At 33.7% G+C, this 22,809-nt stretch carries 21 protein-coding genes; 1 reads left to right on the top strand and 20 read right to left on the bottom strand.

Annotated elements, in window-relative coordinates:
- Positions 1-257: 257 nt before the first annotated feature.
- From QO263_RS03050 to QO263_RS03005, 10 genes are all read right to left on the bottom strand, one after another.
- Positions 258-1,085: a DUF2785 domain-containing protein gene (locus tag QO263_RS03050; RefSeq protein WP_285626299.1), complete on the bottom strand. Its 828-nt coding sequence runs from the start codon at positions 1,083-1,085 to the stop codon at positions 258-260.
- A gap of 418 nt (positions 1,086-1,503) precedes the next feature.
- Positions 1,504-2,133, bottom strand: a complete 630-nt coding sequence (locus QO263_RS03045; protein WP_285626297.1) for a nucleotidyltransferase family protein — start codon at positions 2,131-2,133, stop codon at positions 1,504-1,506.
- 193 nt (positions 2,134-2,326) lie between these two features.
- Positions 2,327-2,800 (bottom strand): GNAT family N-acetyltransferase, encoded by a 474-nt coding sequence (locus tag QO263_RS03040; protein ID WP_285626295.1) that lies wholly within the window; start codon positions 2,798-2,800, stop codon positions 2,327-2,329.
- A gap of 333 nt (positions 2,801-3,133) precedes the next feature.
- Complete coding sequence (locus QO263_RS03035) at positions 3,134-3,586, bottom strand: bactofilin family protein (protein WP_285626293.1); 453 nt, start codon at positions 3,584-3,586, stop codon at positions 3,134-3,136.
- Positions 3,587-3,797: 211 nt separating this feature from the next.
- On the bottom strand, positions 3,798-5,774 hold the full coding sequence (locus QO263_RS03030) for an FtsX-like permease family protein (protein ID WP_285626291.1): 1,977 nt from the start codon (positions 5,772-5,774) through the stop codon (positions 3,798-3,800).
- A complete protein-coding gene (locus QO263_RS03025) occupies positions 5,761-6,528 on the bottom strand; it encodes an ABC transporter ATP-binding protein (RefSeq protein ID WP_285626289.1) in 768 nt (255 codons plus the stop codon). Before QO263_RS03025 ends, QO263_RS03030 begins: the two co-directional genes overlap by 14 nt.
- A gap of 138 nt (positions 6,529-6,666) precedes the next feature.
- Positions 6,667-7,728: a sensor histidine kinase gene (locus tag QO263_RS03020; RefSeq protein WP_285626287.1), complete on the bottom strand. Its 1,062-nt coding sequence runs from the start codon at positions 7,726-7,728 to the stop codon at positions 6,667-6,669.
- Between the two features lie 16 nt (positions 7,729-7,744).
- Entirely contained in the window at positions 7,745-8,440 is a 696-nt protein-coding gene (locus tag QO263_RS03015) for a response regulator transcription factor (protein ID WP_285626285.1), read from the bottom strand.
- Between the two features lie 229 nt (positions 8,441-8,669).
- Complete coding sequence (locus QO263_RS03010) at positions 8,670-10,856, bottom strand: DNA topoisomerase III (protein ID WP_285626282.1); 2,187 nt, start codon at positions 10,854-10,856, stop codon at positions 8,670-8,672.
- Between the two features lie 418 nt (positions 10,857-11,274).
- Positions 11,275-11,415, bottom strand: a complete 141-nt coding sequence (locus QO263_RS03005; protein ID WP_285626279.1) for a hypothetical protein — start codon at positions 11,413-11,415, stop codon at positions 11,275-11,277.
- 78 nt (positions 11,416-11,493) lie between these two features.
- Here QO263_RS03005 and QO263_RS03000 point away from each other — a divergent pair, with 78 nt between their 5' ends.
- Positions 11,494-11,673: an antitoxin VbhA family protein gene (locus QO263_RS03000; RefSeq protein WP_285626276.1), complete on the top strand. Its 180-nt coding sequence runs from the start codon at positions 11,494-11,496 to the stop codon at positions 11,671-11,673.
- 69 nt (positions 11,674-11,742) lie between these two features.
- Here the strand turns inward: QO263_RS03000 and QO263_RS02995 are convergent, their stop codons facing one another.
- From QO263_RS02995 to QO263_RS02950, 10 genes are all read right to left on the bottom strand, one after another.
- Positions 11,743-12,672, bottom strand: a complete 930-nt coding sequence (locus tag QO263_RS02995) for a serine hydrolase domain-containing protein (protein WP_285626273.1) — start codon at positions 12,670-12,672, stop codon at positions 11,743-11,745.
- Positions 12,669-15,047: an excinuclease ABC subunit UvrA gene (locus QO263_RS02990; RefSeq protein ID WP_285626270.1), complete on the bottom strand. Its 2,379-nt coding sequence runs from the start codon at positions 15,045-15,047 to the stop codon at positions 12,669-12,671. Before QO263_RS02990 ends, QO263_RS02995 begins: the two co-directional genes overlap by 4 nt.
- 153 nt (positions 15,048-15,200) lie before the next feature.
- Positions 15,201-17,108 (bottom strand): ABC-F family ATP-binding cassette domain-containing protein, encoded by a 1,908-nt coding sequence (locus QO263_RS02985; RefSeq protein WP_285626268.1) that lies wholly within the window; start codon positions 17,106-17,108, stop codon positions 15,201-15,203.
- Between the two features lie 114 nt (positions 17,109-17,222).
- Positions 17,223-17,945 carry an NAD-dependent protein deacylase gene (locus QO263_RS02980; protein ID WP_285626265.1) on the bottom strand — a complete coding sequence of 241 codons (723 nt, stop codon included), beginning with the start codon at positions 17,943-17,945 and terminating at the stop codon, positions 17,223-17,225.
- Positions 17,946-18,025: 80 nt separating this feature from the next.
- Positions 18,026-18,805, bottom strand: a complete 780-nt coding sequence (locus tag QO263_RS02975) for an APH(3') family aminoglycoside O-phosphotransferase (protein WP_285626264.1) — start codon at positions 18,803-18,805, stop codon at positions 18,026-18,028.
- 40 nt (positions 18,806-18,845) lie between these two features.
- Positions 18,846-19,286: a J domain-containing protein gene (locus tag QO263_RS02970; protein ID WP_285626263.1), complete on the bottom strand. Its 441-nt coding sequence runs from the start codon at positions 19,284-19,286 to the stop codon at positions 18,846-18,848.
- Positions 19,287-19,372: 86 nt separating this feature from the next.
- Positions 19,373-19,831 (bottom strand): GNAT family N-acetyltransferase, encoded by a 459-nt coding sequence (locus QO263_RS02965; RefSeq protein WP_285626261.1) that lies wholly within the window; start codon positions 19,829-19,831, stop codon positions 19,373-19,375.
- A gap of 270 nt (positions 19,832-20,101) precedes the next feature.
- Positions 20,102-21,409 (bottom strand): DUF4179 domain-containing protein, encoded by a 1,308-nt coding sequence (locus tag QO263_RS02960; protein ID WP_285626258.1) that lies wholly within the window; start codon positions 21,407-21,409, stop codon positions 20,102-20,104.
- Positions 21,396-21,923: an RNA polymerase sigma factor gene (locus tag QO263_RS02955; RefSeq protein ID WP_285626256.1), complete on the bottom strand. Its 528-nt coding sequence runs from the start codon at positions 21,921-21,923 to the stop codon at positions 21,396-21,398. The genes QO263_RS02960 and QO263_RS02955 overlap by 14 nt, the downstream gene beginning before the upstream one ends.
- Positions 21,924-22,217: 294 nt before the next feature.
- Positions 22,218-22,742 (bottom strand): GNAT family N-acetyltransferase, encoded by a 525-nt coding sequence (locus QO263_RS02950; protein ID WP_285626254.1) that lies wholly within the window; start codon positions 22,740-22,742, stop codon positions 22,218-22,220.
- Positions 22,743-22,809: the final 67 nt, after the last annotated feature.

Genomic DNA, 22,809 nt, shown 5'->3' with positions numbered 1-22,809 from the left:
ACAATGTTTTTTTAATTATCTTCTATGCGACGTTACACACATTTTTCGTGTAATGTTCGCAAATATGGTGTTACTCTAAATCCCACTTTTATGAGCTGTGAGTCTAAAAAGGTCCTTGGAATGATTCAAAAGAAAGACCACTTGTGTACCTAATTAATCTAAGACTTCGGTTCTTACTTTCTTCTTCATTACTCCAAAGACCTTCCTTAACACGATAAAAGTTGAGGGTAAAAATTTATATGGATAGGATTTTCATATTAATTAAAGTTACTTATTTTTGCTAATGTATTTTTTATTTCTTCAGCTAATATCTTCGTATTATCCAAATCGATTATTCTAAAATATAAACTTCTTAACATATTTTTTACATTAGCTAATAAATTGTCATCCTCTGGATAAATTCCTGTTTTTTCTATATTACTAAAGCTTTTTATCCATTCACAAAAATCTTTATTTGATATTAAATTTCTATTCAATATACTTACTATTGCAGTTACTAACCTTTCATCTTCCTCATTAATATATACATAATTGTTAATAAAAACTTTCTTTTTTATTATCTCAAGCATGTACAATAGATCTTCTCTTCCTATTTCTGAACATATAGCCAAGTCGTCTAGAGCATCGGCAGCGTGTGCAATTGAATGTGCCCATCCTTTGTCCTTTACATATCCTCTCAAATCCTGTTCTTTTATAAAATAATCTACTACTTTTGCATATACCTCATGTATATCCCTTTCTGAGAGAAAATTATTCTGTCCATGCTTCATAAGTATCAATGGTACTAATAATATTGAAAAAGATCGAGTAAATACTGAATCTGTGTCAGTTTCTCCAATTCTAAAAAACAAATGGTTGTCATCTATACTTATGGCTAGCAATTCTTTTAATTTATCAATTGTGATTTTATTGTCTTTAATCCAGTAGAACATTATTGAATATATCAATTTATCCCGTAACTCTGGATCTGTATTACCTATGTTATTCATCATCTCTAATACAATATCATTGACATTCACATTTGTTGGGACACTGTAGTTTTCTTCTTTAATTTGTTTCAACATTCTTTTTAATACATTCGGCATATATAAATCTCCTCTTCTTTATTTGTTTTCTCAGTAAGTATCTTGAACACGCAAACAGATTTCATATACTGTCCTTGCATTCAAGACGTTCCTGAACCTAGCTAGGCTTGGCTTAGTTAAGGAATATTCTTTGCTACTTAGAAAGCTTGTCCTTAAGTAGCTAAAAGGAAAACCTTATAAAGTAGCTATTATTGCTACTTCAAATAAACTATTAAGAATTATTTATCGCATCTTTAAAAGTGATAAACCTTTTGGTTTAAATTACTAGTGGTATTGATTATTACCTTACAGCAATATTTTTTTAACCTATTTTACTGTAGTTTGTTTGCTATACCTATTTTTACTATATTCTACATTTTTTCAAAAAAACCTTGACAATAATTAGCTGTTTTATATGAAGTTTTTTCCTTACATAATGCTATCTTCTTACATATATCTTTTTATCATCAACAAATGGAATTGACTTGTTATCCCATTTGACTATATTTAACTCAGGCCACTTTTGAACCCATTTTTTAACTTTTGTATTATATATCTCTTTCGTTATTTGTCTGTTATTAGCGACGACTTTCATTTCAAAAATGTCCTTAAGTCCAAAAGGAGCATAAATCTCCCAACAATTTTCAGATATCTTCCTTACTCCTAATGAAGTTGCCGTCGTGGGCCAGGTGTCTATTGCTTCTTCGATCGATTTATATGGCTCAATATCATACCCAAACTTTTCTTTATACCACAAATGAACTCTCGCTTCATTCTTCACGTCAAGCCAAAGTGGATATTCTTCTAGCGTCTGATTTAAATATTCTGCAATTTTTTTCTCATATTTTTCCTCAATATTCTGAGAATTATAATAAACTATATCAATATCATCTATGCCATAATCCACTGGTCTATTAGTTAATATATTCCATACAGTCTGAGAAATAGCACCTGCGCCAATATAACAATGTTCTGCTTTAAATCCATACAAAGCTAAAACTATTTTTTGCAGGTGTAAACTATTTTCAATTATCTCTATTAGCATTTCTTCTTCTTTCAATAAAATCATTAAATTAGACTCCTTCTTTATTTACTATTGTGAATAGTTAATCAAAAATGCCACCTAGCAACCCCGTATTTGCAACATCCCTGGACCGACCCTTAAAGATAGACCCCATAGCGGCGCTTCGCTTCCAGTTAAGGTAGATGCTGTTGAAATAAGTACTCTCTGACTAACTTAACCTACTTATTAAAGGAATAAATTATTTTGCACTATATTTATAATAAGCTAAAACATCATCATCATAAATATGCTCAAATCCTAATTTTTCTAAAATATGTTTGCTTCTGTAATTCCTATGTATCGTATCCGCATAAATCGTATGAAGTCCTAACTCATTTATAGCATATTCAATTAACAATCGTTCAGCTTCTGTTCCAAATCCTCTTCCCTTAACAGTATCATTTACCAAATGAATACTTAGTGTTCCATAAAGTTTTTCAAAATCAATACGCTTCAGCTGAATCTCACCAATAACTTTATTATTATAGCAAATGGCAAAAAATCGTCTTTCTGCATCCAAAACTTTATTTTGATAGTATCTATCTACTCTCTCCTTATTATAAACATAATTATCATATGTCATTGCAGGATCTGAAATATAATCTTTGTAAAATTCATGACATCTTTCTAATGTATATGATTTCAATGCTATTTTCTCTCCTGTTAACTCCACATAAATCACCTCATACAAATAATTATTGATTCACTTTTTGTAGTTTTATAATATAAGCTACGAAGCTCTGCTTTGATATTACTATGGTATATAGTAGTACTCCAGTATTTGCGGCATCCCTAAGCTTGGCCCTAAAGATAGACCCCTAGTGGTCCTTTGCTCCCAAGGAAATCTTTAGTAATCATATTAGTCCTATACTATTTCTACACAATCCAACTTTTTCCTCCTGTATTTTTTGTCTTTTTACATATAAAAGATAAAAAGCTAAACACATATCTAATTTTTCAAACAAAAAAACCAAGTATCTCTACCTGGCATTTTCCCTTTTTCTTTTTACTGTCCTAGCCTATCCATTAAATTTTTCAGCCTTAATTTTGCTTCATTTGAAGATTCAGACTCTTTACCCCATTTTATCTTTATACCGGCTTTATTAGTTCCTCCTGAATATCCTTTCTCTGAAGCTTTAAAAGTACCTTTTAGAACTGCACCATCTTCAACTAATATGCTTCCGAATTCAATGTCTCCTGTTACTACTGCATCCTTGTCAGCATAAACTAAGCCTGATGATATCACATTGCCTTCTATTTTTCCATTTACAGCTATATCTGCACCGGTTACATTTCCTTTAATTATACCTATAATGGTTGCTTTTCCTGTCGCTTCTACATTTCCTTCTATTGTTCCAAGTATATCTATATCTTTTGCTGCTATATTTCCTATTATTTTAGTCTCTTTATCTATGACAGTTTTATTGGTATCAATACCTTGTGTAGCTCTTCTTAGCACACAGCACCCCTCCTAAGCTTTATATCATGATCTATATTAACAATCCGCTCAAGTTTCCTTTCCTCTAGATTCTTCAACCCTTAATCTTATAGCTTTAATTAGTTTATATTATCTTCCTTGTTAACATAATTTATTCTTTTCAAGCATTCCTTGTTGATTCAGATACTATTATTAACAAAACAAAAAACCGAGCATATGCCCGGTTACTAATTTATACTCCTAGATTTTTTATTTGCTTAGTGTACATAGTCTTTGCAAACACATAATAGAATGCCTGAAATACTAGGTATATTGCTGCTATGGTTAAAAAATACATAGTAATGTTATCTGAAAGCAAATTGCTTAAAGCTATTATAGCAAAGGCTGCATGACTGAATGTGACTATAAATGGTAAGAAAAATACTATAAAGGTTTGAGTTGAAACAATTTTCTTTGTCTCACCATCTGTCATTCCCATTTTCTTTAGAGATATGAACTCTTGCCTATCCTTTTGAATTTCATTGAACATTTTAAAGTATATAATGCTACCTGTGGCTATGAAAAACAATATAGATATAAACGTTCCAATAAATAGGAATAATGAAGTAGTCTGCATTATTTCGGCAAAGTCTGTTATTTTTTCAGCGAAAAGAATATTTTCATTTTGTGGAACTATAGAATACATTTCTCTTACTGCATTAGCTGACTTTTTCCAATCCTTTATATTATATCCATAATACATAATTTGTTTTTCTTTAGGAGTATTAGCTTTAAATCTTTCAAAATCCACATCACTTACTACAGCCACATTTGTTTTACTTCTGTCAACATCTATTACTCCTCCAATTGCCTCACCTACTAGCTTAAACTTATTAGGCTCACCATTTATTGCTAGTGTCAAAAATTCATTACCCGTAAATAACTTCTCATCTTTAGCTCCCATGATTACAAATTCATAAGAGTTAACGTAAACCTTCCCTTCAGTCAATGTGACTTTTTCTTTTTTAAATTGTTCTGCTAGAAGGTTATAGTCGGAGTTAGACATTACATAAAAATCTTCTCTATTTGGATTTCGATATGGGTTTTTATCTTTATCATCATCAACAGGCTTATCTTGATTTTTAGCTTTTAGTAATACAACTTGATTTTTGTTGCTTAATTCATTGCCGTTCTTTTCTAGTATATACTCCGCCTTTTGCAAGATAGACATATCATTTTGCCCTATTCCTATTTCCATAAAGCTTATATCATGTGGATAACTCAACTGTACTTTGGCTTTTATGCTTTGCTGAACAGAGTAAACGCTAGCTGAGGCAGTTAGTGTAATTGCTCCAAGTATGGATACTATAAACAATACCTTTGCATTGTCCTTTAGCTTGTATATTATCTGAGATAATGTAATCATGCTAGTGCCATTATAAAACACCTTTTTATTTTTCTTAAGCTTACTAGTTACAAATACACTGAATTGTGAAAATAAAAAGTATGTTCCTGTAACAGTAAAAAACAAAACAGGGAACATTGTTAAAATTATCATCCCACCTGAAATCACTGCTAAGCCATAGCCTATGACAATAAATAAAATTGCTAGAACAGTTTTGATTACAGAAAATTTAGGTGTTGGTTGAGCAACTCTAGCTCCCTTTAACAATTCTACTATGTTATTATTTTTAATTCTAAATGTGACTATAAAGCTTATCCCTTGGAACAGTGCAATAAAGCTTAGGGCAGTAATGACTACAGCCTTAACTGATATTAGAAATGGCACTTCTACATCCAGTACCATGATTACTGTTATCCCCATTAAGAATAGCTTTGAAAAAAGTATTCCTATTAAAAGGCCTGAGATAATAGATATTAAGGAAACAAATAGATTTTCATAGACTACGTATCTTCTTATCTCTGCCTTTGTCAATCCAAACATAGATAAAAGTCCAAATTCCTTTTCCCTAGATTTGAGGAAATTAGAAATTGAGTAGAAGGTAAATAAGAAAGTAAATACTAAAATTAAAACCTCACATACTATCATGGTGTTAGCTGCCAACACGCCTTTAGTTCCTAATGTTTTTACATTAGATACAGTGGGGTTAAATATAAAGTTAGCGAATATAAAAAATACCATGACTACAAGAGTATTACTTAGATAATACATTACATATCTATTGAAATTTCCTTTTATGTTCTTATAAGCTATATCACGCAATGTCATTGTAGTTTCCTCCTAACAGAGAAAGCGAATCTAATATTTCCTGGAAAAATGCCTGTCTATTGCCACCCTTTACTATTTCTAAAAAGAATTGTCCATCTTTTATCATTACTATTCTATGGCAGAAGCTTGCTGCAAAGGGGTCATGTGTTACCATCATTATAGTAGCATTTCTTTCTTCATTTAGGCTTTTTAAGGATTCCATAACTTCTTGAGAAGATTTAGAATCAAGATTTCCAGTAGGCTCATCTGCAAGTATTATAGATGGATTGTGTATAAGCGCTCTTGCACAAGCTGCCCTTTGCTGCTGCCCTCCAGATATCTCATAGGGTCTTTTGTTGAGTATCTCTTTTATATTCAATATCCCTGCTATATCATTTACTCTTTCTTCTATTTCTCTTGCTTTCACTTTTTCTAATACTAAGGGGAGTATAATATTTTCCTTTACAGATAATGTGTCTAGAAGATTAAAGTCTTGAAAAATGAATCCCAGTTCTTTTCTTCTGAATAAGGCTGTATGCTTTTCATCTAGTTGCATAGGATTTGTTCCATTTATATAAAGCGCTCCCGAAGAAGGCGTATCTATAGTAGCTAATATATTTAACAGAGTAGTTTTTCCACTACCTGAAGGACCCATTACTCCTACAAATTCTCCATTTTCTATACTGATACTGAATTTATCCAGAGCCTTTACTGTTAGACTCCCTTTTTTATTACCGTATATTTTAGTTATATTGTCTGCTTTTAATACTGACATATTCCCTATACCTCCACTGAACTTGTATTTTATTTCTTAGTTTATCCTAAAACCATCCCATGGGTTAGTGTCTATACTTATTATAAAGAAAAAAGGGGAATCTTAGTATTGATTTCCCTTTCATTATAGACAAGTAGCTTACATTATTGTAAGATTAAATATGTTTTTCCCTTTATAGAATATGATAAAGAACTTAGTCCCTTTTCCTTCCTCTGATTCTAATGTCAGGCCATGACCTAGCTCATCACATATTCTCTTAGATAGATACATTCCCATTCCTGTAGATTCAGAGGTTTTCCTCCCATTGATTCCTGTGAAAAACGCATTGAATACCCTACTCCTGTCTTCCTTTGGTATCCCAATACCTTGATCTTCAATAGACAAAATAGTTCTTGATCCTTCGTCCTTTATTTCAAATGTAATATGTTTATCTTTATCTGAAACATCTTTTGAATACTTTATCGCATTTACTAGGATTTGATTTATTACAAAGGATATCCACTTATTATCTGTTTCCACAGTTATATTTTCTTCGCATACTATTTTAGGATATATGGAATGTCTTATTAGGGATTTTTTATTATCGTTTATTACTTTTCTTATAGTTGATAGTATATCCACCTTTTCGACTTTAAAATCAAGATTAAATTGGCTTAGCCTAGCATTGCAGAGCATCATCTCTAGTCCATGAGTTATCTTTTCATTTTCCTCGGAAATACTGTCAAGTGTTTCTCTGTAATTTTCCTTGTTTTTATCCTGCAATAAGAGATTAATCACTGATACAGGGGTTTTCATCTGATGTACCCATTGATTAATGAAATATATATATTGTCTTTGATTCTCCTCGTATTTAGATAGCTTATCACCATATGATTTATATGTCTCATGTAATATTTTATTGTACATTAATTGCTCATATGTTCTAGCCTCTGTCAAGCTTAAGATACTGTCCAATTTATCTGTTGAATCAGCAGCTTTATTAAGATATTTATAAAAAGGCCTATTTTTTAAATAATCGTATCCCATGAAAAATAAAAATAATACAAATGATATCAAGAAAGAATAAATTACATTTTCCTTTGGAAATTTTTTTTGATTAATGATTAGAGTTAGATACATTACTAAAATTATTAAAAGTGTATTTGTAAAGAATGCCACTATATAGCTGATTCTATCCTTAATATATTTTTTGAAATTCATACACTTTAACACCTCGCTATCTGCTCCAATTGTTGACAAGCCTATAGCCTTGTCCTCTCTTTGTCTCTATGGCATCTTCTATTCCTATATCCTCAAGTCTTTTTCTAAGTCGTGTAATATTTACTGATAGTGTATTATCATCTACAAAATCTATGTCATTCCATAGTATCTCTAGCAGTTCTTCCCTCGAAACTATTTGGTTAACATTTTTAAGTAGAGAATATAAGAGTAAAAATTCCTTGCTGCTAAGCTCCGTCTTTTTGCTATCGTACTCTATTATATTTTGATGGATGTACATATAGAGTCCATCTACTTCATAGACCTCGCTATGACTATTTTCCGAATACTCTCCATATACTCTTCTAATAGCTCCTTTTATCTTTACTATGAGTAAATCATAAGAAAAAGGCTTAGTGATATAATCGTCTCCTCCGTTTTCTATGGCCATTACCTGATCCATATCCGAGCCTCTGGCAGAGATGAAAATTATAGGTACCTTTGAAACCGTCCTTATATCTCTGCACCAGTAAAAACCGTCATAATAAGGGAGATTGATATCCATTAGAACTAAATGTGGATTATGGTAAATAAATTCTTTTTTTATCTGTGAGAAATCCTCAACTGAGCATGTTTCATAACCATACTTTTCTAGATGGCTTTTAGTCAATTCTTGAAGTTTTTTATCGTCTTCAATTACCATTATTTTATACATGGAAAACACCTCTACTTAGAGTATACATAATAAGCTGTCTACTGAAAAAGTCACTTTTGTTAAATTTATATACTATGTCATTATGAACGTAGTAAAGAATCTCAATTTTGAGATCCTTCGCCAACGCTCAAGATGACAATATTAAACTTTTAGTGGTCTCGTAACATACAGTTAAGATGAAGCAAAAGTTCCTTCTTAACTGTGTCATAGTTTACTCCTATAAATAAACCTACTTTAGCTTAAGCTTAGACAATGCATCTGCAAGAGCAGAGTTTATTGGTTCGTCCTTGCTTTTCTTTTGCTCCTTAAGATATCTGGACACATCTTTTTTAGAAACTGTATTTTTTGATTCCTTTCTTCTTTCATTAAATGCAGAAAGCTTTTCTCTATACCCGCAGCTACAGATAAATATTTGTCCTTCTCCCTCTCCATGGAGCTGTAGTTTTTTTCTGCAATTTGGACATCTGGCATTAGTTTCTTTGGAGATACTTTTCCTATACCCACATTCTCTATCCTGACATATGAGCATCTTGCCCTTTTTACCATTTACCTCAAGCATATACTTCCCGCACTCAGGGCATTTAGTTTTAGTGAGATTATCGTGTCTAAATGTATCTTCGCTTTTCTTTATTTCACCTACAACTGTCTTAGAATAGCCTTTCATTTCACTTATAAAAGCATTTTTATTTAATTGTCCCTTTGAAATAGCTCCTAGCTTTTGCTCCCATTCTGCTGTCAGAGTTGGTGACTTTAAGTCTTCAGGAACTAGCTCAAGAAGCTGCTTACCTTTAGACGTAATAAATATGTCCTTACCCTTCTTTTCTATTAGAAATGTTTTAAATAGCTTTTCAATAATATCGGCTCTTGTTGCAACTGTACCTATACCGCCAGTTTCCCCTATTATCTTGATTAGAGCCTTGTCTTCGCCTTCCATATATTTTTTAGGGTTTTCCATGGCTGAAAGCAAGGTTCCTTCGTTAAAGAGCGCTGGTGGTTTAGTTGCTCCTTTAGTTTGAGTAATAGAAGATATTTTTATTGTATCTCCCTTATTTATGTTAGGTAGTGTCTGCTCCGCAACGTCTTCCTCATAATCTTCTTCAAAATTGTTTGAATAGACTTCCTTCCAGCCTTGGGATAATACTATCTTTCCTTTGGCAATAAATGTCTCATTGCCAATCTTAGCCTTTATGGTCGTCTGCTCGTATTCAAAGGCTGGATATAGCACTGCTAAAAAACGCTTTACAACTAAATCATATATTTTACGCTCTCTGTCATTTAACTCCTGCAAAAATACTGTCTGCTCTGTTGGTATAATAGCATGGTGGTCTGAAACCTTGCTGTCATCAACAAAGGATTTGTTTGCTTTTATAGGGCTTCTTAGGACTTTATTGGCTATAGCTGTATATGGTCCTACACTACAGGCTTTTATTCTGTCCTTCAATGTATCTACTATATCAGAGGAAATATATCTGGAATCGGTTCTTGGATACGTAAGTACCTTATGACTTTCATATAATTTCTGCATAATAGAAAGAGTTTCCTTTGCTGAATAACCAAAAATTCTATTTGCATCTCTCTGTAATTCAGTTAAATCATAGAGTCCTGGTGAAAAGTTCTTCTTATATGACTTATCAATATCTATGACTTGAGCATCTTTTCCCTTTATGGACAAAAATATTTTATCACTTTTTTCCTTATCAAAGGTTTTTATATCCTTTGTCTGACTGTCCTGCCATGTCAGCTTTAGCTCCTTTGATAAGGCTTGAATTCCATAAAATTCTCTTGGCTTGAAGTTCTGGATTTCTTCTTCTCTCTTGGCAATCATAGCAAGAGTAGGAGTCTGAACTCTTCCGCAGGAAAGCTGTGCATTATATTTGCATGTTAAGGCACGAGTAGCATTTATTCCTACAATCCAATCAGCCTCAGCACGTGCCACTGCGGAAGCGTATAGATTTTCGTATTCTTTTCCGTCCTTTAATTTATTAAAGCCTTCCTTTATAGCCTTATCTGTGACAGAGGATATCCAAAGTCGTTTAATGGGCTTCTTAATATTAGCCTTTTCAATTATCCACCTTGCAACAAGCTCGCCTTCACGTCCTGCATCAGTGGCTATTACTATTTCATTTACATCTTTTCTGTACATTTGTTCCTTAACGGTTTGAAATTGCTTGCCAGTCTGTTTTATAACCACTAATTTAAGCTGAGAAGGTAGCATAGGCAAGTCTTCCAGCTTCCAAGTCTTATATCTTTTATCGTATTCCTCTGGGTCAGCTAATGTAACTAGATGACCTAATGCCCAAGTAACAATATATTTATCACCTTCTAAATATCCATTTCCCTTTTTATTGCACCTTAAAACTCTTGCTATATCTCTAGCCACACTTGGCTTTTCAGCTAATACTAGTGTACGTGCCATTTATAATCAACTCCCATCTTTTCTTTCGTCTGTTTTATTATCTATTATTTCTATTCTTAGCCTTCCGGTATTTTTTATCATTCACTCCTAGTATATAATTATTATCTATCATAATCCAGCTTTTTCAGATAGAAGCTCTTTTTTCATTTACAATTTCCTATGGAGTTTTACAATAAACAACTCCTATAAAAGCTTTAAGCAATTTTAGCAGCCCAAATAATCTCTTTATTGCTTAAACAGTTTATGCAAAGGTTATGGTACCATACCTCTTATGTTTTCCTGACCCGACTTTTGTTGGACTTTTATCGAAACTAAATAAAAATTGAAACAACATCTCACATGCAGAAATACCTTTGAGATAATAGCTTTATCTAATATTAGTATATTGTAAAAATCCTCATTTACTGATAGTATCTACCTACTTGAGATAGGGTGAAGTTCTAGAATCCTTGTACCTCAGAAAATCTTCATAGCTTCCTTCAAAAACCTTTCTTCCACCATTTATCCCTGCACCCAGTCCCATGGTATCTGAACCCTCACTGCTCCTAATACATTTCATCAAACTGCTCTCTTATAATACTATAATATATATATGGTGATTAATAATCTGAATAAAAAATATTAGGGAGGAATATCTATGGACAACGACAAGGCTTGGGAATATGCCTTAGGTATGATTAAAATAGATGGTTTAGAGCCTTCAAAAGAATACTTAGAACTTATTGAAAAAGAAAAAAGAGGAGAAATAACTACAGATGATATAAGAAAAGTATTAGATAAAAAATATAGGGTAATAGAAAGAGGTAAAAATGTTTAAATCCTGTTCAGATTATGAAATCTATACAGGATTTTTATATTAGCTTGAAATGCCTTCAAGCCTGCTATTTCAACTTTCCCTAAGCAGCTCGATAATATCGTCATATTCTTTACCTCTGGCAGTAGGGGTTGCCTGAATTACAAATATCTGATTCTTGTCAGGCACTACAGTGATATTCTGTCCTCCGAATCCTCTGCACCCATAAAAATCCTTTCCAAGCCACCACAAATACCCGTAGGCAGAATTGTATTTTGACGGTAAAATTGCCTCCTTAACGTACTTCCCTGAAACAATTTGCTTGTCCTCAAATACACCTTCCTGAAGAAAAACCTGCCCTAAGCTTAACATTTCTCGTGCTGTTAGATTGGAAGGGCTCTCGTTTAGACCACCATTTCCTTCTCCAGCTTCTGCACAGCTATAGGCTATACCACATTTACTCCTCCACCATGGACCACTGTTTATATGTAGGGGTATATACAGATTATCATTGATAAATGAAAAAATATCACCGCCAACCGCCTTCTCCAAAACAGCAGTAAGCAAAATTATATCGAATTCACTGTAATTGAAATTCGTTCCAGGTACATGAATCATATCTGTTTCTGCAATATGCTCCACCCAGCTGGGGCTCTTACGGAGAACAGCCAGCTGTGGGCAATGATAATGTACACCACCCACCCAATAGATACCAGAGGTCATCGTCAAAAGATTCCTAATTGTAATCGCTCTGTGATAAGGATGAATTCCCTGATTAAAATCACCCAAATATCTACATACTGGTTCATCCAAACTTTTAATAAAACCTTTGTCAATACAGATCCCTGTTGCAATAGAAATAATGCTTTTTACCACTGAACGGATTACGTTTCTGCTCTCCTTGGTAAAGCCATTGTAATATCTCTCTAAAATTATCCTGCCATTCTTCCACATTAGGACACTATTGACTAGTCTGTATTGCTTTGTTTTTATATATTCATCTAATTTACGTTCTTTTATCATGGTAGATACCTTCCTATCAGTGAGCAGCTGTTTTCTTTCAGCTCCTTTGGTGTACCAGTCGTAATAATCTCTCCGCCTTCTTTTCCACCGCCTTTTCCCATCTCAATCAGATAATCACAGTTTGCCAGCATATGTACGTCATGCTCTGTAATGATGACAGAATTCCCACATTCTACTAGCTTATTGAGAAGTGCCAGTAATCTTTCTGTATCGTATAGAGAAAGACCAGTTGTCGGTTCATCGAGAATGTAAAGAGAGCGCTTACTTTTCTTTTTAGCGGCTTTTCTCCCTCCGGAAAGTTCCTTTGCAAGCTTGATTCTTTGACTCTCTCCTCCTGAAATCGTGGGTATTGATTGTCCAAGAGTAATGTATCCCATACCAACTTCCTGTAAGATATTCAGAATACTACTTATTTCTTCATCCTTATCCTTAAAAAACTCTTCTGCTTCATCCACGCTCATGTTCAGAACATCACAGATATTCTTACCATCCAGCAGGATAGCTCTTGCTTTATCTACATATCCAGTCCCTTCGCAGTCATCACATACCAAGTCAACAAAGCTTCCATACCCCACATAATGATGTAGCATACCTTCTCCCTTGCATCTCGGGCAGCCACCATCCGAATTTCTAGTAAACATGGAAACCGTACAACCTTTTCCCTTTGCCTCATCTGTTGCAGCAAAGAGACTGCGTATTCTGTCCATAATCCCTATATATGTCGCAGGACATGAAGTCTTGTTTCTTCCAATTGGTCTCTGATCTATGATAAAGCAATCCTTAATATGCTCTGTTCCTATAAGAAGTGCATTAGATACCTCTTCGTCCTCATCATCTGCTTCTGCTACCACACAATTATTTTTCAGCAGCCCTTTAAGCCTAGGAACTAAAGTATCTGCTATCAAGCTTGACTTACCGCTCCCGGATACCCCTGCAACGCCAACCATTACACCTAATGGAATGGAGACACTTATATTCTTCAAGTTATGCAGGCTAGCATTCTCAATACGTAACATATTTTTACCCAGTATGCTCCTGTACTCCTGCTTAATTGGAAACGCAGCTTCTTTCGTGAGATACGGTGCGGTCATTGAACCCTTGCACCTTAGGAAATCTGCATAGCTTCCTTCAAAAATCTTTCTTCCACCATTTATCCCTGCACCTGGTCCCATATCAATAATATAATCAGCATTACGCATAAAACCTTCATCATGTTCTACTGCAACAACTGTATTTCCTTCTTCGACCAATCTCCTCAGAAGCTTAATCAAGCTTTCCTTCTCCACTTCATGGAGTCCTATGGTAGGCTCATCGAATACAAAAATAATGGAATCCATCTCTGCCATGATATAGGAAGCCAAAAACACTCTTTGCAGTTCTCCCCCTGACAGGGTTGGAATCTTCCTAGAAAGAGAAAGGTGACTTAAGCCTACCTGAGAGAGTCCCTCCAAACGCCCCAAAATTTTATCCACCAACTGATTCCTTCCGCCTCCATATGCCTTCAAGAAGTCGTATATATCTCCAATATACATTTCTTCAATTTCCCTTATGGTCTTCCCATCAATTCTTGTATGAAGAGCAGCGATTCCAAGACCAACTCCTTGGCATTTTGGACAAGTCTTCATGCCGATATAGGGAAGGTTTGTAATCCAGTTATCCCTTCCACGTCCTTTATGATATTTATAGCTTTCCATCAGCCATGGAACAACTCCCGCAAATCCAGTAGCACCGGCAAATCCCCCACCGTCTCCATACTTGAACAGGCGAAGCTCTTCTTCACTTAATGATCTTAAGGTCCTTTTCCTGCTTATACCATAAATTTTGTCAAGTCGCATACATAGATGGATATAGTGAGTCTGGTTTCCGTCAAATAGATTTTCAATGGTCACATCCATATTCTGAAATATTGCTTCCTCATCAATACTAAAAACAGCTCCTGCTCCTCGACATCTGGTACACATTCCTTTGGGCGAGCCTTTCTGAAAGTTCGCAATTTCTAAAGGAATACCATCATCATACTGATTATCTACTACTCCATAATGGGCAAAAAGAGCTGCAAGCATAGCGTCAAGATTAATTCTAGTGGCGACTGTGCTCCTTGGATTTGACTGACGGATAATCCTCTGTTCAACTGCAACAGTAGGTGACAGCCCCGTAATACTGTCGAAAATCTCCTTCCTATCAATAATGAACTGTGATCCTGAAAAAGTCAAATATCTTTTTTTCCCTTCTTCATACAATGTGTCAAAAGCAAGGCTTGACTTTCCACTCCCAGATACACCTGTAATTACATTAAGCTTATTCTTCAGTATCCTTACATCCACACCTCGCAGATTGTTAACCCTTGCGTTCTTTATCTCAATAAAATCCTTCACCCGCTCATTCCCCCTCTAACATTAAGGCTCTTACTTTTTCAATAGACAAATCACCTCACAATATGGCATCACACTACTCTTATACAATTTAGTAAATGAAGGATGTACGTGTTAGTCAATTTGGATTATTACGTGCATCCTCTGATACTTTTTCTATGACTTCTTATTTTTTTCAATTTCTTCGGCTAATTCATTCAAATATACCCATCTCTGCATCTTTTCATCTAACTGCTTTTCTAGTTCTTCTTTTTGAGTCAATAGCTCTTGTAATAATACATAATCTGTAGCTGCCTTGCTAATTTTAGTCTCTATATCCTGTATTTTTCCTTCAAGCTCAGCAATTATGTCATCTATTTCATCATATTCTTTTTGCTCTTTAAAAGTAAATTTCAGCGGTTTTTCCTTTTCTTTTCCCAGATTACTCTTATTATCTGTATCTTTGTCTTTGCTAGATTCTCTATTATTAGTATTTTCTTCGCTATCCACAATTTTATTTTCCTTGAATAATGAATAATTTCCAGTATACTGTTTTATCCTTCCATTTCCTTCGAAAACAAATATTTTCTCTGCCATTTTATCTAAAAAATATCTATCATGGGAAACGGCAATAACCGCTCCTTGAAAATCGTCTAAATAATCTTCTAAAATTGTAAGAGTTTCTATATCCAAGTCATTAGTTGGCTCATCCAGCAATAATACATTTGGTGCGTCCATAAGCACTCTTAGTAAATATAATCTTCTTTTTTCTCCTCCAGAAAGCTTAGATATTGGAGCCCATTGCTCATGGGGAGGAAATAAAAATCTCTCCAGCATTTGTGAAGCACTTATTTTTTGTCCTTCTGCTGTAGACAGAAACTCTGCTCCTTCTCTAATATATTCTATCACTCTTAGGCTATCGTCCATATGATATGTTTCCTGAGAAAACACTCCTATTCTTACGGTCTCTCCTATATCTAGTTTTCCGCTATCAGGTGCTAGTCTTCCGCTTATTATGTTTATAAGCGTTGACTTTCCGCTCCCATTTGGCCCTACTATACCTACTCTATCATCTCTTAAGACTATATAGCTAAAATCATCTATTACCCTTTCATCATCAAAGGACTTATTGATATGCTCAAGCTCTATTACCTTTTTCCCAAGACGACTGCTAGCTACTGATATGTCTAATTTTTCATCAACTGAATCTATAGATTTTTCATTTAACTTTTCAAACCGTTCTATTCTAGCCTTTTGCTTAGTACTTCGTGCCTTTGCACCTCTCATTATCCATGCTAGCTCTTTTCTCACTAGGCTTTGTCTTTTTCTCTCGCTAGCAGCCTCAATTCCTTCTCTTTCTAATTTTTTCTCAAGAAAATAGTTATAATTTCCCTTGTACACATGGAGATTTCCGCTATCCAGCTCGATTATTTGATTAACTACTCTATCTAAAAAATATCTATCATGGGTAACCATCAGAAGTGCGCCTTTTCTCTTGTTTAGATATTGCTCCAGCCAATCTATTGTATCATTGTCGAGATGGTTTGTTGGTTCGTCTAAAATAAGCAATTCTGAAGGGGTAATTAATGCAGAGGCTAGGGCTATTCTTTTTCTCTGCCCTCCTGATAAGGTACCTACCTTTGCACTAAAATCAAGGACACCAAGCTTGGTAAGCACTGCTTTTGCTTCACTCTCTATCTGCCATGCATTTGCTGCATCCATGGCACTTGTAAGCTTTGTGATCTTTTCAATTGGTGTGTCTGGATTTTGGAGGGCTTTTTCATATTCTCTAATTACTTTCATAACATCTGAGCTGCCTCTAAAAACTTGCTCCAGCACCGTTATTTCAGGGTCAAAATCCGGATTCTGTGATAGATATTCTATTCTCACAGAATTGCCTCTTATAATTCTTCCCTCATCTGCAGCTTCTACTCCCGCAATTATTTTCAATAGTGTGGATTTACCTGTACCGTTTATGCCAATAACACCTATTTTATCGCCTTCATTTATGCCAAAATTTATATTATTAATCAATTGCTTTTCGCTATAGCTTTTTGAAATATTCTCTATACTTACAAGGTTCATATTATTTTCCTTCCTATTCTTTTGTTTATAATTCTTTATAACATATACATAATAAAAGCGCAAATGCGGCAAGGGATTTTTTCTTGTCGCATTTACTATAATACTCTATTTTTTTCATATAGCCTGCTTAAGTACTTTGCCTATGCTTTCATTAAAGGTCAAAGCAGCTCTTCTATCATATTGTGTTTGAGATTTATTTATTAAAATCAACTTGTCTCCATTATAATACTGGACTAAGCTAGCTGCTGGATAAACAGTTAAAGACGTTCCTCCAACTATTAGGACATCTGCTTCTTGAATATATTTTAAAGCTCTGTCTAGTACGTTCATATCCAAGCTTTCCTCGTACAGAACTACATCCGGCTTTACCGTACCATTGCATTCATCACATATTGGTATACTAGTAGATTCAATAATATAGTCAAGGTCAAAGTATTTATTGCATTTTGTGCAATAATTTCTATATATGGACCCATGTAGCTCAAGTACATTTTTTGAGCCTGCCATTTGGTGCAGTCCATCAATATTCTGAGTGATTACAGCTTTTACCTTACCCCTTTTTTCTAGTTCTGCTAGTGCAATATGGGCATCATTAGGCTTAGCCTCTTTATATATCATCTTTGTCTTGTAAAAGCTATAAAAATCTTCTGTATGCTTCACAAAAAAGCTATGGCTCAATATCATTTCAGGTGGATATTTCAGACTGCTTTCAGTTGAATATATCCCAGAGCTAGATCTAAAATCAGGTATGTTGCTTTCAGTAGAAACCCCTGCTCCTCCGAAAAATACAATATTATTGCTCTCTTCTATAATTTTTTTTAGTTTCTCAATGCTCATCTATATTCCTCCTCTTTCTAATGACATGATTCAATTATTCATAATGCAAGCTATCATTGAATAAGAGTCATATTTTTTAACTAGAACAGTTCATCAAGAAGTATATAATAATCTATTCTTTCCCAATCTGGTTTTATCTCTAAGTGCTCAAAGAATAAATCAGTATACTTATCTGTTCCAAAGTTATGCTTCAAAGACCTGACGCATAAGGCTATATCTTGGTATATATCGGCTATTCCACTTCGTCCTAAATCAATAAAGCCGTTAACTTTACCATCCTTACAGAGAATATTAGGAAGGCAATAATCTCCATGAGTAAATGCAGGTGTATAGGTTTTAGGTTTATTGTTCTTCAAGTACTCAAGTAACCCCTGAGGAGTATTATATCTGTTGTTTTTCTCCCAATCAGACATATCTACGAGATCATTTTCTATATTATACAACGCTTCCTTTAGCTTTACTTCAAATCTATTATCAAAAGGGCAGTCATCAATTGGAATAGACTTAATCATTTTTATTCCATCGGCTAATAGCTTAACAGTTTCCTCTGGTTTAGATATTAAATTGTCTGAACAAAGTATTTCTCCATCAATTTCAGTCATAAGCATATAGTCAAAACCATTATAGGAATTAAAATATATTATTTTAGGAACTGGCAATCTATTTTGCAGCCAGCCTATTATTTCGTGCTCTTTTTCAAGTCCATGTGAAGCAGGTTGAATCTTCAAATAGTATGAAATTCTTTCGTTATAATACCTATATACTCCTGCCGTTGAACAACCAACATGGTTTTTCTCGCAGTTCATTCCAGCTAGGAGCTTACCTAAATCTTGTGGATAAAAATTATTTAAAAAGCTCATAACATCACCTTTCCTTTAGCATAAGTAAATATGCCCGTCGCTATTCCTTATTAATTAGCTTATGATATGCATTTATTATTTCAACCATCTTATCACTGTCTCCGCCATGATCTGGATGATATTTTTTTGCAAGTTCTCTAAACTTCTTCTTTATATCATCAATAGTTACTCCTGGACTTAAACCAAAAACTGATAGAATATCCACATCATAGACATCATCAAAATTCAACCCGTTTTCCTTACATTGCTGAAAATAAACACTATAAAAGTATTCCTCAAATACTTCTTCCAGCTCTTGCTTACTGAGTTTAATGAGTTTCCATAGTGGATACTTTACTGTTAATTCATTAAATGCTTTTGTGGAAAAGTAATCAGCCCAGACATACTTCTTTGTAGTCGAGGATGATTCATAATTAAAACGTATTCGCTTTTCAGCCTTCTTCAACTCTCTCAGCTTACGTTTTAATTGCTCTATTTCCATCCTTCCACCTCCAATAATGCAGGATTATACATAAATTCTGTTCTAATTGATGTCATTTAATAACTGTACATTTAAGTATATTCAAATTAGATTTCAAGTATTTTTTCTAACTCAGTTAAATAAATGTCTCTACTTATTTCTTTATCCCTTACTCTTTGATATCCATTTTTTATATATAGGTTAATAGCAGGCAGGTTTTTCTTTCCAGTGCATACTACTATTTTATTTATGCTACCATTAACTTCTTCTACAAAACTAATCAGTTTTCCTGCAATTCCTCTTCTAAAAAAGCTAGGATGTACTGCAACCCGATGTATATCTAAAACATTGTCAATAATTTTATATGAAATTATACCTGCCAAAATGTCATTAATATAGTATCCATAAAAAGTCTCATCACATTCCTGCAAGCTAATTATTGTGTCCTCTAACGGTGGTATTTCATAAAAATCTATAATCTCGGCTTCGACTTTATATGAAGCTTTCTGTAATTCTAATATGCACTTTGCCATTTCTATATTTTTCAGATTTAGCTCTTTAATCATACCTATTTTCACCTCTTCATATCCTTTTATGCCTATACAGCATATAACTCTTTATTTACAAAAAAACAATATATAACTATTATACCATCTCCTACTACTACATGATGTTATTTTGTTTTTTTCTTTCTCGACATATTTTCTTTAATCTAAAATATATCTTTCAATTTTCCTTCAATTTATAGCTAAATGATTTCTGGTTCTAGATGAAAAAATGCGACAGGATTTAACTCACCTGTCGCATAAATACAATCTAAAGTTGGATATTATAATCTAATCTAGAGGTATATCAATAGTCTTATTATATGGCTCTGTATAAGTCATTTTCTCTATACTCAGTTGATATTTGTTACCTGTTTTAGGAAAATGCAATGTTCGAGTATGCATAATTCCCCTATCCTTTAGCTTATCAATATTACTATTAATAGTCTCCTTAAGGCTTACTCTTTCTCCATCTACTATAAGTCCTACCTTTGTAAGAATGACATCATCACTTGTAGTAATAGTGATATAAGTGCTTCCATCTAATTCGTATATCTTATTTAATTCAATATTTTGTCCTAAGACTTCAAACTCTTGCTTATTTAAGTCCTCATTAATTTCTATTTTTTTATTGACATCTTTATCTACTGAAAAGCTTTTTACAAATAACTGAATAGATTCTAAATCCTCTGGCAAAGCATCATATTCACTGTGAAATCTAATTCCCTTATTATCTGTGGTCATACCCCCGCCTTGATAATCTATTTCTTGTCCATTAGCAATTAATTTTATATCAATATCTTTAGGACGAAGTCTTTCCCCCAGTATTTGATCAATAGCTAATTCTATAATATTTTGTATCTTTCCATGTAAGACAGTTTTTGTAGGAGAAGCTACAATTGATTCTAAATGAATTTTGGTGTCCCCAGCTTTAATCGTTTTATTAATGCTTTGCTTCAATGTGTGTCCCATTGCCTTGTTTGGATCGATTCTAAAGCTAATATCTCCTTCTTCCATTTTATTGTCTTCCACTAAATACATCTTTAAATGTAGAGTTTTTTCGAATATGGAGGGTTTTTCAAAGCTATGAACCCATTTTATTTCCGTTTTTTCAACATTCATTTCCCCTTGTCCGCCCTGAGAACTATATTCCTTAATAAATCCTTTAATAAATAACATGTTAGTATTCTTAGCCTTGTCAATTTCACCCTTTGGATCTTTAATCGTATAGAAGGCTAAAAGCTGATTTTCATCAACCATTATTCCATCCAATGTCACAGATAGACCATTTTTGAAGGTATAGCTTTTCCCTATGGGCTGACCCTTTCCTAGTTCATTTAACTGTCTTAGAGTTCCATTCATTATTTGATCATATCCAAGAAGCTTTTTCCCATAGTATGCTAGAGCATTAAAGTTATATCCTATTAGTAAAAATGCAACACAGGCGGCTGCAACTACTGCCTTCCAGTTTTTCTTCTTCACTTTGGAGGGTGAGCTATTTTCTAATGCTTTATATAGTCTTGACTCTAATTCTTCTGGTACCTGTAATTTATCTATATCAGCTTTCTTTCCACTAAGAATCTTTTCAATTTCTTTCATAATTATCACCTCCAAGGCTTTCCTTTAAATTTTTGAGACCTATAGAAATACGTGATTTTACTGTCCCAAGAGGTATTTTCAGGATATCTGATATAGTCTGATAATCTAAACCTAGAAAATATCTAAGTCTGATGACCTCTTGATGCCTTTCATTCAATTTTGACAAATGCTCCTCTACTATAATTTGATCTTCCTTTATTTTCAACTCACTCTCACAGCCTTGCTCCTCAACAATTTCTAATGAAATCAGCTTACTTTTTTCCTTTAAGAGCTTTTTACAGCAATTTACTAAAATAGTTTTGCTCCAGCTATAAAAGGCCTCTGGTTTTTTTAGCTGGTGAATTTTTTCGTGCACAATTACAATCATGTCAGACATTGCATCTAATGAGTCATCCTTATTTTTCATATATATAAAAGCTAATTTATAATAGTCCTGCTTTTTATCCATAATTAGCTGAACTAGCGCGTCCTTGTCTCCCTGTTTTGCTCTTTTCACTAGTAATTCTGTGTCCACTCTAGCACCTTCTTTCATATATAAGAGTATATCACTATGGAAAAAGTTCATTCTAATTTGAATTTTTTTCCGCAGTCTCGCAACACAAATTTATTTGCTCGCTACCCTTCATAAATTTGGTGCTCGTTGCGTTTGACCTACCAGCGATTTTCCGACAAAAACGCTCGGAAAATCGGGTTAGGTCATAAAAAAGAACCCTCTTAATTGAAGGCTCTTGAAAATGCAAATAAATATTATTAGAACAAAAACTCAAAGTATAAGTAATTTCTGAAAGTTTGTTTACTGTTATAGGATTTATTTTTTAATGCTCTCATATTCCTCTCTGGTAATATTAAAATATTTTACCTCCATATCAAATAACTCCATATCTTTTACGAATTTAAGTCCTAATTTCTCTATTACATTAATTGAAGCTTTATTTAATGGCTTGGCAAGAGCTATTATATGATCAAAATCCAGTTTCTCAAATGCATACTTAAGAGATGCCTTTGCTGCTTCTGTAGCATATCCTTTTCCTCTGGCATGTCTGCCGAATGCATATAAAACCTCTGTTTCTGAAAGATCTCTTATGAAGTTCAGCCCACAATGGCCTAATAAACAATCAGTTTCCTTGTCAACAACAGCCCATATGCCATAGTTATATTTCTCCCAATGCTTCAATATATAATTCATAAACCGTTCTGTCTCTTCTATTGTATGTCCCTCTCCTTTTGGGAGCCATTTTCCAACTTCATTTTCTCCCATGATATCAGCATAGGCTTTCAAGTCCTTTTCCATATCAAAATGACGTAAATATAGTCTTTCTGTTTCAATTCTCATATTGTAGTTCCCCCATGAACAATTAATATTTTTTAATATAAAAGTCAATCTAATTCATACTTTCTGT

This window comes from Proteiniborus sp. MB09-C3 (assembly GCF_030263895.1).
Taxonomy (GTDB): domain Bacteria; phylum Bacillota; class Clostridia; order Tissierellales; family Proteiniboraceae; genus Proteiniborus.
This window is presented reverse-complemented; position numbering and strand designations above follow the sequence as displayed.

Bases quoted from the DNA above. Each gene is read 5' to 3' on its own strand.
- QO263_RS03050 (WP_285626299.1), bottom strand. From the start codon at position 1,085: ATGCCGAATGTATTAAAAAGAATGTTGAAACAAATTAAAGAAGAAAAC.
- QO263_RS03045 (WP_285626297.1), bottom strand. From the start codon at position 2,133: ATGATTTTATTGAAAGAAGAAGAAATGCTAATAGAGATAATTGAAAAT.
- QO263_RS03030 (WP_285626291.1), bottom strand. From the start codon at position 5,774: ATGACATTGCGTGATATAGCTTATAAGAACATAAAAGGAAATTTCAAT.
- QO263_RS03025 (WP_285626289.1), bottom strand. From the start codon at position 6,528: ATGTCAGTATTAAAAGCAGACAATATAACTAAAATATACGGTAATAAA.
- QO263_RS03020 (WP_285626287.1), bottom strand. From the start codon at position 7,728: ATGAATTTCAAAAAATATATTAAGGATAGAATCAGCTATATAGTGGCA.
- QO263_RS03015 (WP_285626285.1), bottom strand. From the start codon at position 8,440: ATGTATAAAATAATGGTAATTGAAGACGATAAAAAACTTCAAGAATTG.
- QO263_RS03010 (WP_285626282.1), bottom strand. From the start codon at position 10,856: ATGGCACGTACACTAGTATTAGCTGAAAAGCCAAGTGTGGCTAGAGAT.
- QO263_RS03005 (WP_285626279.1), bottom strand. From the start codon at position 11,415: ATGAAATGTATTAGGAGCAGTGAGGGTTCAGATACCATGGGACTGGGT.
- QO263_RS03000 (WP_285626276.1), top strand. From the start codon at position 11,494: ATGGACAACGACAAGGCTTGGGAATATGCCTTAGGTATGATTAAAATA.
- QO263_RS02995 (WP_285626273.1), bottom strand. From the start codon at position 12,672: ATGATAAAAGAACGTAAATTAGATGAATATATAAAAACAAAGCAATAC.
- QO263_RS02985 (WP_285626268.1), bottom strand. From the start codon at position 17,108: ATGAACCTTGTAAGTATAGAGAATATTTCAAAAAGCTATAGCGAAAAG.
- QO263_RS02980 (WP_285626265.1), bottom strand. From the start codon at position 17,945: ATGAGCATTGAGAAACTAAAAAAAATTATAGAAGAGAGCAATAATATT.
- QO263_RS02975 (WP_285626264.1), bottom strand. From the start codon at position 18,805: ATGAGCTTTTTAAATAATTTTTATCCACAAGATTTAGGTAAGCTCCTA.
- QO263_RS02970 (WP_285626263.1), bottom strand. From the start codon at position 19,286: ATGGAAATAGAGCAATTAAAACGTAAGCTGAGAGAGTTGAAGAAGGCT.
- QO263_RS02965 (WP_285626261.1), bottom strand. From the start codon at position 19,831: ATGATTAAAGAGCTAAATCTGAAAAATATAGAAATGGCAAAGTGCATA.
- QO263_RS02960 (WP_285626258.1), bottom strand. From the start codon at position 21,409: ATGAAAGAAATTGAAAAGATTCTTAGTGGAAAGAAAGCTGATATAGAT.
- QO263_RS02950 (WP_285626254.1), bottom strand. From the start codon at position 22,742: ATGAGAATTGAAACAGAAAGACTATATTTACGTCATTTTGATATGGAA.